The organism is Rhizobium sp. BK619 (genome assembly GCF_014195245.1).
Classification (GTDB): domain Bacteria; phylum Pseudomonadota; class Alphaproteobacteria; order Rhizobiales; family Rhizobiaceae; genus Rhizobium; species Rhizobium acidisoli.
The window spans coordinates 283317-296360 of record NZ_JACIBH010000008.1; the positions used below are offsets into that span (position 1 = coordinate 283317).

The window sequence follows — 13044 nt, forward strand, 5'->3', positions numbered from 1 at the left end:
GAGGCTTAGCGGATTTGCCGGGCCTCGGAAAGATGCGGGGCAGGGGCGATCCTGGATCAGTTGATTTTAGGCCGGACGCACCATCACATTAAGGATTGCGTCCAACCCAAAGATTCGATTCCGATTTCAGGGTTATGCCAACGCCTGTCGCCCGAAGGTGTGCAGCGGTTCCGGGGGGTAACGACTCGCGTAAAGCCGAGCTCTAACCGGCCCGCGACAGCGTACCCATGCGCCGCAGCGCCTCGACCTGGTCGTCGACCGTCGGCACGAGTTCGCCGGCGGTGGTGCTGGGCGTCGCCGGTGCCGGGGCCGCCGCCTCGGCTTCGCCGAAGGTGACTGTGCAGTTGCGGCCGGCAGCCTTCGCGGCATAGAGCGCGCGGTCGGCGGCCGAGATCAGCTTGTCGATATTGGCTTCGAGCGAGGAGGCGAGCGCGATGCCGATGCTGACGGTGACCGGGACGATGGCTTCGCCGGTGCTGACGGGCAGGCGGCAGAATTCGGTGCGGATCGCTTCGGCGATCGCCTCGGCTTCCGTCTGGTCCGTGACCGCGGCGAAGGCTGCGAATTCTTCGCCGCCCATGCGGCCGAAGATGCTGTTCGGAATATACTGGCGGGCCATGCGGGCGAAAGCGGTCAGCACGGCATCGCCGGACTGATGGCCGAAACGGTCGTTGACGCGCTTGAAATGGTCGAGATCGAAGAGCATCACCGCGACCTGGTGCTGCTCGTCATGGGCTTTTTCCTGGATGGCGTCGAAATAGCCGAGCAGGCCGCGGCGGTTGAGCACACCCGTCAGCGAATCGGTCAGGGTGAGGGCGCGCAGGTGCCGCTCGGAGCGCTCCATGATCAGCCGGCAGGTGAAGGCAAAGGCGATGGTGAGCAGGAAGGCGCTTGCCATGGCGGAGGCGCCGCCGAGATTGGTTGCCTCGATATCGCTTGGCAGCGTCAGCGCCATCGTCAGCGCCGAGCCGAAGCACAGGCAGCCCTGGATGACGAAGACGCCCATCAGCTTGACGCGGGTACGCTCGCGGCGCATGTCGCCGGCGGCGACCGCCAGGGCAAGCGCCGTCGCACCCGTCGCCGAAGCGAGATTGTAGAGCACCACCCGGTTTGAATAGTCGCTGTTGACCCAGGGCAGGAAGACGCCGGCGAGCCAGATCGCCGGCGGCAGCAGCGCCCACCACTCGATCTTCTTGCGGTCGAGCGCCAGAAAGCCCGCCACCCAGGCGCTTTGGCCGAGCAGCGCGATGGCATTGCCGATCTCTATCGACAGCAAGCTGGGCACCTGGTCGCGCAGCGCGATCATCGCAAAGCCGATGCCGGTCAGCAGAAAGCCGAGGCCCCAATAGAGATAGGCCTCGTTCCGGACATTGTGGCGCCAGGCGACGAACAGCACCAAAGCGAGCGTCATGGCCTCCGAACACCAGATGGCGAGACCTGTAGCGATATTGAACACGGCAGCAACCCCTTGCCCGTCTGTCTTATCGGTGGCCTTGTCTGCCGGCCCCGATTTGTTGGCCTGCATCCTTGCCGAGGAAGCTCGCCACTTCCTTAATGCTGCTGCGCTGCGGCATGGTTTTGGGCGGATATCTCCCGGTAGGCTTTCTGCCGGGTAAATGTGTGTGAGCACTCTCGAATGGAGTAAGCTTTCCTTCATCCTGTCATGGAGAAAAGCCGGGGAAGGCGTTGCCATGGGCTCGCCGTTAACAGGCGCTTGTTGGAAAGAGGCTACAGCCAGGGCCGCCTTGCCCGCCTTCTTAACGTTATCCGCATGCGTGTCTTGAAGAGAAGGGCACGGACACTCTATGTAGGGATAAGACATTTTCTTTGATTCCCGGCGCCGGCCGGCGAGACGCTGACAAAGGACGCACATGAGAAACCCAGTCGATACCGCAATGGCCCTCGTGCCGATGGTCGTGGAACAGACCAACCGCGGTGAACGCTCCTACGACATCTATTCCCGCCTGTTGAAGGAACGCATCATCTTCCTCACCGGTGCCGTCGAAGACCATATGGCAACGCTCGTCTGCGCCCAGCTTCTCTTCCTCGAGGCCGAAAACCCGAAGAAGGAAATCGCCCTCTACATCAATTCGCCGGGCGGCGTCGTCACCGCCGGCATGGCGATCTACGATACGATGCAGTTCATCAAGCCGGCGGTTTCGACGCTCTGCATCGGCCAGGCCGCATCCATGGGCTCGCTGCTGCTGGCCGCCGGCCACAAGGATATGCGCTTCGCCACGCCGAATTCCCGCATCATGGTGCATCAGCCCTCGGGCGGCTTCCAGGGCCAGGCCTCGGACATCGAGCGCCACGCCCGCGACATCCTCAAGATGAAGCGCCGCCTGAACGAGGTCTATGTCAAGCACACCGGCCGCACCTACGAAGAAGTTGAAAAGACGCTCGATCGTGACCATTTCATGGATGCGGATGAAGCCCAGGGCTGGGGCGTGATCGACAAGGTTCTGACGTCGCGCCTCGAAATGGAAGGCGAACAGGCCTAGTAATTAATTGGGATGGTGTTTTCGTCGCCACAGTTCTATCTCATTTGTGATCGAACAAGGCTTTCAACTGGCGACGAAGACGCTAATAGTAGCTATTAATGCTATGTTGAAATTTTATGACATAGCATCGGCATTCGAAGGGGAATTCGTTGCCACCGGAACCCGGACATGATCGATTGGGCCCGGTTCGTAGCCCCTGAAGCCCTTCTCGGCAAAGGCTCCGGTGACGGAGTGCCGCCAGGAGCTGATTGAGTGGACCGCGATTTCGCCTTGAAATGCGGCGTGCTGGAAGGAAAGTGATATGAGCAAGGTCAGCGGCAGCAACGGCGGCGACTCCAAGAACACACTCTATTGTTCGTTCTGCGGAAAGAGCCAGCACGAAGTCCGGAAACTGATTGCCGGGCCGACCGTCTTCATCTGCGATGAATGCGTCGAATTGTGCATGGACATCATCCGCGAGGAGAACAAGTCCTCGATGGTCAAGTCCCGCGACGGCGTTCCGACGCCCCAGGACATCATCAAGGTCCTCGACGAATACGTCATCGGCCAGCGGCAGGCGAAGAAGATCCTGTCGGTCGCCGTTCACAACCATTACAAGCGTCTCGCGCACGCCTCCAAGAACGGCGAAGTCGAGCTGGCGAAGTCGAACATCATGCTGGTCGGCCCGACCGGCTGCGGCAAGACCTATCTCGCCCAGACGCTCGCCCGCATCATCGACGTTCCCTTCACCATGGCCGATGCGACGACGCTGACCGAAGCAGGTTATGTCGGCGAGGACGTCGAAAACATCATCCTCAAGCTTCTGCAGTCGGCTGACTACAATGTCGAGCGCGCCCAGCGGGGCATCGTCTACATCGACGAAGTCGACAAGATTTCGCGCAAGTCCGACAATCCGTCGATCACCCGCGACGTGTCGGGCGAGGGCGTGCAGCAGGCGCTGTTGAAGATCATGGAAGGCACGGTCGCTTCCGTTCCGCCGCAGGGCGGCCGCAAGCATCCGCAGCAGGAGTTCCTGCAGGTCGACACGACCAACATCCTGTTCATCTGCGGCGGCGCCTTTGCCGGCCTCGACAAGATCATCTCTGCCCGTGGCGAGAAGACCTCGATCGGCTTCGGCGCGACCGTCAAGGCCCAGGACGACCGCCGCGTCGGCGAAGTCCTGCGCGAACTGGAGCCGGAAGACCTGGTCAAGTTCGGCCTCATTCCCGAGTTCATCGGCCGTCTGCCGGTTCTGGCGACGCTCGAGGACCTCGACGAGGATGCGCTGATCCAGATCCTGTCCGAGCCGAAGAATGCGCTGATCAAGCAGTATCAGCGCCTGTTCGAGATGGAAGACGTGGAACTGACCTTCCACGAGGATGCCCTGCGCGAAATCGCCCGCAAGGCGATCGTCCGCAAGACCGGCGCCCGCGGCCTTCGCTCGATCATGGAGAAGATCCTGCTCGACACGATGTTCGAACTGCCGACGCTGGAAGGCGTGCGCGAAGTCGTTATCTCCGAGGAAGTGGTTCGCGGTTCGGCCCGCCCGCTTTACATCTATGCCGATCGTCAGGAAGAAAAGGCCAACGCTTCGGCGTAACCTTTGCGCTTTCGCACGATTATTTTGGGGGCTTGCCATCGGCAGGCCCCTTTCTATTTGAAAAACCATCCGAGGCACTGTTAGTATTTTGCCGGTGGGAACCGGAATTGACTTTGCCGATGTTGGGAAGGGGCCGATGTTGCGCAAGGAAGACTGCTTGGCAATGATGCCGTGATTCCGTAAGCCTGTTGTCGGTGCTTGTATTTTAGCCGGTTGGAAGTGGTAAGCGCCGGTCCAGCCACGCGCTTCATAGTGTTGGCGTTCCGTTGTAATAAAGCTGTCACATCCGGGGAACGCGGGCGTTAGCGTGGCTTGAAAAGCGTAGTCAGAACCTCCACTTGTAGCAACAAGTGAGAGTGCCGGCCGGTCCCAAGCGGCCGTGCAGAGAGCCCGGTAACGGGACGATGGAAAGGACTGAAAAATGACGAAGAAAACGTCTGTAGCGAGCAGTACTGCCTACCCTGTTCTGCCTTTGCGCGACATCGTGGTTTTCCCGCATATGATCGTGCCGCTGTTCGTCGGACGGGAAAAGTCGATCCGTGCGCTCGAAGAGGTCATGGGTTCCGACAAGCAGATCATGCTGGTGACGCAGATCAACGCCAGTGACGACGATCCGGATCCTTCCGCGATCCACAAGGTCGGCACCGTGGCCAACGTATTGCAGCTCTTGAAGCTGCCCGACGGCACCGTCAAGGTTCTGGTCGAAGGCCGCGCCCGCGCCGAGATCGACACCTATACCAGCCGCGAGGATTTCTATGAGGCGCTCGGCCATGTGCTTGAAGAGCCGCACGACGATCCGGTCGAGCTGGAAGCCTTGTCGCGTTCGGTCGTTTCCGAATTCGAAAGCTATGTGAAGCTCAACAAGAAGATTTCGCCCGAGGTTGTCGGTGCGGCCAGCCAGATCGACGACTATTCCAAGCTCGCCGATACGGTCGCTTCGCATCTGTCGATCAAGATCACCGAGAAGCAGGAGATGCTGGAAACCACCAGCGTCAAGGCCCGCCTCGAAAAGGCGCTCGGCTTCATGGAAGGCGAGATTTCGGTCCTGCAGGTCGAAAAGCGCATCCGCTCGCGCGTCAAGCGCCAGATGGAAAAGACCCAGCGCGAATACTACCTGAACGAACAGATGAAGGCGATCCAGAAGGAACTCGGCGACGGCGAGGAAGGCCGAGACGAGATGAGCGAACTGGAAGAGCGCATCGCCAAGACCAAGCTGTCCAAGGAGGCCCGTGAAAAGGCCGACGCGGAGCTGAAGAAGCTGCGCCAGATGAGCCCGATGTCGGCTGAAGCCACCGTCGTGCGCAATTATCTGGACTGGCTGCTCGGCATTCCGTGGGGCAAGAAGTCGAAGATCAAGGCCGATCTCAACAATGCCGAGAAGATCCTCGAAGCCGATCACTTCGGTCTCGACAAGGTCAAGGAACGCATCGTCGAATATCTGGCCGTGCAGGCCCGCGCCACCAAGATCAAGGGCCCGATCCTGTGCCTCGTCGGCCCTCCGGGTGTCGGCAAGACTTCGCTCGCCCAGTCGATCGCCAAGGCGACCGGCCGTGAGTATGTCCGCATGGCGCTCGGCGGCGTTCGCGACGAAGCCGAAATCCGCGGTCACCGCCGCACCTATATCGGCTCGATGCCCGGCAAGGTCATCCAGTCGATGAAGAAGGCGAAGAAGTCCAACCCGCTCTTCCTGCTCGACGAAATCGACAAGCTCGGCCAGGACTATCGCGGCGATCCGTCTTCGGCCCTGCTCGAGGTGCTCGATCCGGCGCAGAACTCGACCTTCATGGACCACTACCTGGAAGTCGAATACGACCTGTCGGACGTGATGTTCATCACGACGGCGAATACGCTGAACATCCCGGCGCCGCTGATGGACCGCATGGAGATCATCCGTATCGCCGGCTACACCGAAGACGAAAAGCGCGAGATCGCCAAGCGGCATCTGTTGCCGAAGGCCATCAAGGAACATGCGTTGCAGCCGGAAGAATTTTCGGTCAGCGACGAAGCCCTGATGGCGATCAGCCAGCAGTACACCCGTGAAGCCGGCGTGCGCAGCTTCGAACGTGAACTGATGAAGCTCGCCCGTAAGGCGGTCACCGAGATCATCAAGGGCAAGACGAAGTCCGTGCATGTGACGGCCGCCAACATCTCCGACTATCTGGGCGTCCCGCGCTTCCGCCATGGCGAAGCCGAGGGCGAGGATCAGGTCGGCGTTGTCACCGGTCTTGCCTGGACGGAAGTCGGCGGTGAACTGCTGACCATCGAAGGCGTGATGATGCCGGGCAAGGGCCGCATGACGGTCACCGGCAATCTGAAGGAAGTCATGAAGGAATCGATCTCGGCGGCGGCCTCCTATGTCCGCTCGCGCGCTGTCGATTTCGGCATCGAGCCGCCGCGCTTCGACAAGAGCGACATCCACGTGCACGTGCCGGAAGGCGCGACGCCGAAGGATGGCCCCTCGGCCGGCGTCGCCATGGCGACTGCGATCGTCTCGATCATGACCGGTATCCCGGTGAACAGGCACGTGGCCATGACCGGTGAAATCACCCTTCGCGGCCGTGTGCTGCCGATCGGCGGTCTCAAGGAAAAGCTGCTCGCAGCGCTTCGCGGCGGCATCAAGAAGGTGCTGATTCCGGAGGAAAACGCCAAGGACCTGGCGGAGATTCCGGACAACGTGAAGAACAGCATGGAGATCATCCCGGTGTCCCGCATGGGCGAGGTGATCAAGCATGCGCTGATCCGGCGGCCGGAGCCGATCGAATGGGATGGCACGGTGGAAACGCCTGTCATCACCTCGGTCGAAGGCCTGGACGAGACGGGCGCGACCATAGCGCATTGAGTGGCCTAGGCCACATTTATGCCCCATTGGCTGAAAAGACGGAAAAAGGCTGGCGAAAACGCCAGCCTTTTTTGTGAAAACGTCATGTAGACGCTTGCTTTTCCTTGATTTGCAGGGCTTTTGGGTTCCCGGCGGGCCTGATGAAACCTATTCTGCGCCTAGCTTACTTTTGAGTCGTTTCGTACCATTTAGAAAGGGGTGGAAACATGAACAAGAATGAACTCGTGTCCGCAGTCGCCGAAAAGGCAGGACTGACGAAGTCTGACGCGGCTTCCGCTGTTGACGCGGTTTTTGACGTTGTCCAGGGTGAACTCAAGAACAAGGGCGACATCCGTCTCGCAGGGTTCGGCAGCTTCACCGTTTCTCATCGTGCCGCATCGAAGGGCCGCAACCCGTCGACGGGCGCTGAAGTCGACATTCCGGCTCGCAACGTGCCGAAGTTCACGCCCGGCAAGGGCCTGAAGGACGCCGTCAACGGCTGATCTGAGATTATCCGCCAGCCGTAAACGAGACCGGCTGCGCAGGATTTGGGAGGGGTTCGGCTTTGCCGGACCCCTTTGCTTTGTGCGCCCTTTTGCTCTTGGGTGGCCCTTGCCGCCATGCAGGCTTTGATTTACGACAATTCTGTTCTCAGGGCGGGGTGAAACTCCCCACCGGCGGTAAGGGTCTCGGCCCAAGCCCGCGAGCGCTCTCTCAAGCTGTGGCTTGAGAGGGGTCAGCAGATCCGGCGCGATTCCGGAGCCGACGGTTAAAGTCCGGATGGAAGAGAATGAGTGTCGGCCGTGCGAGGGGCGGGGAGCTGCCCTGTCGTTCGTCGCCGGCCCCTCATGCGTCCTGATTTATGTTGGTCCCTGGTTTTGGATGAAAGACATGAATCAGAATTCCCTTGCAGTCGAGCCGTCCCGCGCCCTTGTCGGTGCCCTCTGGATGGTCCTTGCCGGCATCGCCTTTTCGCTGCTCAACGTCGTCACCCAATGGCTGACGATGAAGCTTGCCTTTCCCTCGGCCTCGGCAGCCTTCTGGCAATATGGCTTCGCCTTCGCCTTTTCGCTGCCCTTCCTTCGCAGGCTCGGCCTGGCGGCGATGCGCACGCACTATCCCTGGCGCCACCTCGCGCGTGTCGTGCTTGCCGCGCTCGGCGTCGAGGCCTGGGTGGCCGGTCTTGCCGCGGTGCCGATCTGGCAGGCGATCGCACTGGTGATGACCTCGCCCTTCTTCATCATTCTCGGCGCCCGGCTTTTCCTCGGCGAGCGCGTCGGCCCGGCCCGCTGGGCGGCGACCGCTGCGGGTTTCACCGGCGCGATGATCATCCTGCAGCCATGGTCGGACGGCTTTGGCTGGGCGGCTCTGTTGCCGGTGCTCTCGGCCCTGCTGTGGGGCGCCTCGTCGCTGATCACCAAGAGCCTGACGGGCATCGAGCGCCCGGAAACGATCACCGTCTGGCTGCTCGTGTTGCTGACGCCGATAAACGGCGGGCTGGCGCTTGCGGCAGGCTTTGCGGTGCCGACGGGTGCAACACTTGCCTTGTTCCTGCTGGCGGGGCTGCTGACCGCAGCAGCGCAGTATTTCCTGACGCTTGCCTATGCCGCAGCCGATGCCGCCTACGTCCAGCCCTTCGACGATCTGAAGCTGCCGCTGAATGTGCTGGCCGGCTGGCTGTTCTTCGGTTATGCGCCGGCGGGCTACCTCTGGCTCGGAGCAGCCCTCATCCTTTCCGCCTCGCTCTTCATCATGCGCAACGAGATGCGCAGGGAGCGGCAGCCCGCCTGACGTGATCCGGCGCAAAATGCCGCACCTGTCATGCCTCTGTCATGCCTCTCCCGCAGAAAACCCATGTTTCGAATGTTCGATACATGGGGGATTTCATGACCATTTCATCGCGCAAGGCAGCGCTTGCTGCCGTGCTTCTCGCTTCCGTTGCCTTCCCGGCCGCCGCCGAGCCGGTTTTCAACCGCATCGCCTCCTTCCCGGTCGCCCAGAACCTGCCTGCCGACAAGGACAAGCTCTCGGCGACCTCAGCCGAAATCATCACCGCGACCGACGACGGCAACACGCTGATTTATAGCGACAGCCCGCTCGGCGCGATCGGCTTCATCGACATCACCGACGCCAGGGCCCCGAAATCAGGCGGCGCGCTGATGATGGACGGCGAGCCGACATCGGTCACCTCGAGCGCCGGCAAGGCGCTGGTCGCCGTCAATACCTCCGAAAGCAAGGCAAAACCCTCGGGCCGTCTGGCAATCGTCGACGTGGCGACGAAGAAGATCGAAAACAGCTGCGATCTCGGCGGCCAGCCGGATTCGATCGCGCTCAACAAGGACAAGACGCTCGGCGCCATCGCGATCGAAAACGAGCGCGACGAAGAGGTCAATGACGGCAAGATCCCGCAGATGCCGGCCGGCGATCTGGTCGTCTTCCAGGTCAGGAACGGCACTGTTGATTGCGGCACCATCAAGCACGTGGTGCTGACCGGTCTTGCCGGCGTCGCCCCTGAGGATCCGGAGCCGGAATTCGTCGCCTTCAACGGCCTGAACGAGATCGCGTTGACGCTGCAGGAAAACAACGAGATCGTCATCATCGACGCCACGACGGCTGAGGTGAAAACACATTTCTCCGCCGGCAGCGTCGATCTCACCGGCATCGACACCAAGCGGGACGGCGCCCTGAAATTCACCGGCGAATTGAAGGGCGTTCCGCGTGAGCCCGACGCCGTGAAGTGGCTTGATGATAACCGTCTTGTCATCGCCAATGAAGGCGATTACCAGGGCGGCTCGCGCGGTTTCACCATCTTCGACAAGACGGGCAAGCTGCTCTACGAATCGGGCGCATCCTTCGAACGCGCCGTCGCCCATATCGGCCACTACCCGGAAAGCCGTTCGGGATCGAAGGGCGTCGAACCGGAAGGCCTCGAAGCCGCCAAGTTCGGCGACGACCAATATTTCTTCTTGCTCGCCGAGCGCGCCTCGGTCGTCGGCGTCTATAAGGATACCGGCGCCGATCCCGAACTCGTGCAGCTGCTGCCGTCGGGCATTTCGCCGGAAGGCGGGATTGCCATCCCGGCGCGCAATCTCTTCGCCACCGCCAACGAACTCGACCTCGGCAAGGACGGCGGCACGCGCTCGCATGTGATGATCTATGAACGTTCGGAAGGCGAGAAAGCCTATCCTCAGATCGTCTCGGCCGACAAGGACGGCAATCCGATCGGCTTCGCAGCCCTTTCGGGTCTCGCTGCCGTTCCCGGCAAGCCGGGAATGCTCTATGCCGTCAGCGACAGCGTTCTCGGCTCGCAGCCGACGATCTACACGATCGATGCCAGCAAGAAGCCGGCGGTGATCACCGATGCTCTCGTCGTCAAGCGTGACGGCGCCCCGGCCCAGAAGCTCGACATCGAAGGCATCGCAGTGGCCGCCGACGGCTCCTTCTGGCTTGCCTCGGAAGGTTACAGCGAGCGTCTCGTCCCGCACGCCCTCTACAACGTCAACGCCAAGGGCGACATCAAGGCCGAGATCGCCCTGCCGAAGGAACTCGCCGCCAACGAAATCCGCTACGGCTTCGAAGGCGTCACCATTGTCGGCACCGGCGACGATGCCACGCTCTGGATGGCTGTTCAGCGCGAATGGGGTGATGATGAAAAGGGCTTCGTCAAGCTCGTCTCCTACAATCCGAAGAAGAAGGAATGGGGTGCCGTGCGCTATCCGCTCGACAAGACGGAAAGCGGCTGGGTCGGCCTGTCCGAAATCTCGGCGCAGGGCGACAGCGTCTACATCATCGAACGCGACAACCTCGTCGGCGACGCCGCCAAGCTGAAGAAGCTCTACAAGGTGGCGATCTCGGAGCTGAACCCCGCCAAGCTCGGCGGCGAACTGCCTGTGGTCAAGAAGACCGAAGCCCACGACTTCCTCGGCGAACTGAAGACCGCGACCAACGGCTATGTGCTCGACAAGCTCGAAGGCTTCACCTTCGACGCCTCAGGCAAGCCCTACGCCGTCACCGACAACGACGGCGTCAGCGATTCCTCAGGCGAGACGCTGTTCTTCCCGGTCGAGCTGAACGCGACGAACTGAGTTGGGATAGAGGGATAGACGGAAGAGGCCGGGCGAAAGCCCGGCCTCTCTTTTTTGATGCATAGGGTGTCCACATTCGCAGCCGAAAGGCGAGGGCATCCGACCGAAGAACATTTGCAAGCAGAGTGCTTTGGCATGGATGCTCGGATCAAGTCCGAGCATGACGGAAATTGGGAGGACGTGACCGGCAGGAGGCGAGATGCTGGAGCAATTCCAACAGCGTGCAGGTGCGGTGAGGTTGGAGTTTGGCATGGACACCTCCCCACACTCCGTAATCCTCGGCCTTGAGCCGAGGATCCATGCCGCGGCCTCTCACGCGTGCGAGTGGATGCTCGGCGCAAGGCCTGGGATATGACGGACGAAAGCTGTGAGACCTTCAACAAGGGCGACTCATCGACGCTTCCCACAGCCCTTAAAAACAAGCAGCCCCAACCCTACCAACGCTGATGCACATACGGCGCGATCAACCGCTCGTAGATCTCGCGCGTTGCCGCCATGACATCGGCCGCAAGCGGTGCCAGATCGGCGGCGGCCGCATTGGCTCTTGCCTGTTCGCCATTGCGGGCGCCGGGGATGACGACGGTGACGGCTTCTGCCATCAGGATCCAGCGCAGCGCGAAGGCCGCCATGGTGGCGCCTGCGGGCACCAGCTTGCGCACCTCCTCGACCGCCTGCAGGCCGACCTCGAAGGGCACGCCGGCAAAGGTCTCGCCGACATCGAAGGCTTCACCGTGACGGTTGAAATTGCGGTGGTCGTCGCTGGCAAAGTGCGTCTCCCGGGTGATCTTGCCGGCGAGCAGACCGCTGGCCAGCGGCACGCGGGCGATGATCGCCACGTTCCGGCGGCGCGCCTCCTGGAAGAACAGATGGTCGGGGCGCTGGCGGAAGATGTTGTAGATGATCTGGATGCTGACGATGCCGGGATATTCGATCGCCTTCAGCCCGTCCTCGACCTTTTCGACGCTGACGCCGTAACCCTTGATCTTGCCGGCCTTCTGCAAGGCGCCCAGACCTTCGAAGACCTCCGGCTGGTAAAATACCTCGCGCGGCGGGCAGTGAAGCTGCACGAGGTCGAGGCTGTCGATGGCAAGATTTTTGAGGCTGCGGTCGATGAAGCCTTCGAGATTGGCCTTGGTATAACCTTCGGCGACATGCGGGTTGAGCCGGCGGCCCGCCTTGGTAGCGACCATCGGCCGCTCGCCGCCGCGCGTCTTCAGCACGTCGGCGATGATCCTTTCCGAGCGGCCGTCGCCATAAACGTCAGCCGTATCGATGAAGGTCATGCCGGCATCGAGCGCGGCATTCAGCGCCGCGCGCCCATCCGCTTCGCTGATATCGCCCCAGGAGCCGCCGATCTGCCAGGCGCCGAAGCCGACATTGGTGACGGTGAAGGGCATGCGGCCGAAAGCATGGTGTTTCATGAGAAAATCTCCCAATGCATGTTGCCCGGAAGTGTGCAGCGAATCCGGGATAACGACATGCGTAAAAACAGAGAACTAAAGCGCGTCTCATCAACCAAGTTAATGCGACGCGCTTTTAGATTGGCCTATCAGCCGGGCGAGGATGCGGCAATTGTCGATCCGGCCTTGATTGGTTGCCTCGATGAAATATCGTCGGGTTACAAGGCTTCAACCGCAATGGAATGGAAAAGGAAAGATCATGGAGATCAAACCCGCCGGCTCTCGCCCCTCGATGACGCCACCGGCCGACTATTTCACCGGCGCCGTTCGCCAGGACCCATTGATGGAGCCGCCGGCACCGGCCCGGGTGAAGGCAACCTCAGTCACCTTCGAGCCAGGCGCTCGCACCGCCTGGCACACGCATCCGCTCGGCCAGACGCTGATCGTCACTTTTGGCAAGGGCCTCGCCCAGAGCTGGGGCGGGGAAATCCGCGAGATTCGCGCCGGCGACACCGTCTGGTTCTCGCCGGGCGAAAAACATTGGCATGGCGCTGGCCACGACACGGCCATGACGCACATCGCCATTCACGAGGCGCTTGATGGCAAGCATGTCGACTGGATGGAAAAGGTCAGCGACGCGCAGTATTCCGGCGAAGTGTAG

Annotated in this window: 9 protein-coding genes and 1 riboswitch; of the genes, 7 read left to right on the plus strand and 2 right to left on the minus strand. The window is 61.3% G+C overall.

Features of this window, described 5'->3' with window-relative positions; genetic code table 11:
* Positions 1–202: 202 nt before the first annotated feature.
* Positions 203–1657, minus strand: a complete 1455-nt coding sequence (locus FHX14_RS17395) for a GGDEF domain-containing protein (protein ID WP_184377930.1) — start codon at positions 1655–1657, stop codon at positions 203–205.
* A gap of 214 nt (positions 1658–1871) precedes the next feature.
* Between FHX14_RS17395 and clpP the strand changes: the two genes are divergently transcribed.
* The 6 genes from clpP (at position 1872) to FHX14_RS17425 (ending at position 10983) form a co-directional block, all read left to right on the plus strand.
* Positions 1872–2501, plus strand: coding sequence for an ATP-dependent Clp endopeptidase proteolytic subunit ClpP (gene clpP / locus FHX14_RS17400; protein WP_003573944.1), 630 nt, complete (start codon positions 1872–1874; stop codon positions 2499–2501).
* 301 nt (positions 2502–2802) lie between these two features.
* The gene (clpX, locus tag FHX14_RS17405) at positions 2803–4080 is read left to right on the plus strand and encodes an ATP-dependent Clp protease ATP-binding subunit ClpX (RefSeq protein ID WP_003573940.1); all 1278 of its coding nucleotides are present in this window, start codon (positions 2803–2805) and stop codon (positions 4078–4080) included.
* A gap of 421 nt (positions 4081–4501) precedes the next feature.
* The gene (gene lon, locus FHX14_RS17410; protein ID WP_003587346.1) at positions 4502–6919 is read left to right on the plus strand and encodes an endopeptidase La; all 2418 of its coding nucleotides are present in this window, start codon (positions 4502–4504) and stop codon (positions 6917–6919) included.
* 206 nt (positions 6920–7125) lie between these two features.
* A complete protein-coding gene (gene hupB, locus FHX14_RS17415; RefSeq protein WP_003573937.1) occupies positions 7126–7401 on the plus strand; it encodes a DNA-binding protein HupB in 276 nt (91 codons plus the stop codon).
* Positions 7402–7541: 140 nt separating this feature from the next.
* A riboswitch (FMN riboswitch) is annotated at positions 7542–7694 on the plus strand.
* A gap of 95 nt (positions 7695–7789) precedes the next feature.
* On the plus strand, positions 7790–8689 hold the full coding sequence (locus FHX14_RS17420) for a DMT family transporter (protein WP_080589093.1): 900 nt from the start codon (positions 7790–7792) through the stop codon (positions 8687–8689).
* Between the two features lie 95 nt (positions 8690–8784).
* Positions 8785–10983, plus strand: a complete 2199-nt coding sequence (locus FHX14_RS17425) for an esterase-like activity of phytase family protein (RefSeq protein WP_003587343.1) — start codon at positions 8785–8787, stop codon at positions 10981–10983.
* A 434-nt stretch (positions 10984–11417) separates the two neighbouring features.
* Here FHX14_RS17425 and FHX14_RS17430 read toward each other — a convergent pair whose 3' ends face one another.
* A complete protein-coding gene (locus FHX14_RS17430) occupies positions 11418–12404 on the minus strand; it encodes an aldo/keto reductase (RefSeq protein WP_184377908.1) in 987 nt (328 codons plus the stop codon).
* A 238-nt stretch (positions 12405–12642) separates the two neighbouring features.
* On the opposite strand from FHX14_RS17430, the gene FHX14_RS17435 reads away from it, so the two are divergent.
* Positions 12643–13044, plus strand: coding sequence for a cupin domain-containing protein (locus FHX14_RS17435; protein WP_184377909.1), 402 nt, complete (start codon positions 12643–12645; stop codon positions 13042–13044).

Excerpts from the sequence above, each read along its gene's own strand:
- FHX14_RS17435 (WP_184377909.1), top strand. The coding sequence starts at position 12,643 with ATGGAGATCAAACCCGCCGGCTCTCGCCCCTCGATGACGCCACCGGCC.
- FHX14_RS17425 (WP_003587343.1), top strand. The coding sequence starts at position 8,785 with ATGACCATTTCATCGCGCAAGGCAGCGCTTGCTGCCGTGCTTCTCGCT.
- FHX14_RS17420 (WP_080589093.1), top strand. The coding sequence starts at position 7,790 with ATGAATCAGAATTCCCTTGCAGTCGAGCCGTCCCGCGCCCTTGTCGGT.
- FHX14_RS17395 (WP_184377930.1), bottom strand. The coding sequence starts at position 1,657 with ATGAAGGAAAGCTTACTCCATTCGAGAGTGCTCACACACATTTACCCG.
- FHX14_RS17430 (WP_184377908.1), bottom strand. The coding sequence starts at position 12,404 with ATGAAACACCATGCTTTCGGCCGCATGCCCTTCACCGTCACCAATGTC.
- hupB (WP_003573937.1), top strand. The coding sequence starts at position 7,126 with ATGAACAAGAATGAACTCGTGTCCGCAGTCGCCGAAAAGGCAGGACTG.
- clpP (WP_003573944.1), top strand. The coding sequence starts at position 1,872 with ATGAGAAACCCAGTCGATACCGCAATGGCCCTCGTGCCGATGGTCGTG.
- lon (WP_003587346.1), top strand. The coding sequence starts at position 4,502 with ATGACGAAGAAAACGTCTGTAGCGAGCAGTACTGCCTACCCTGTTCTG.
- clpX (WP_003573940.1), top strand. The coding sequence starts at position 2,803 with ATGAGCAAGGTCAGCGGCAGCAACGGCGGCGACTCCAAGAACACACTC.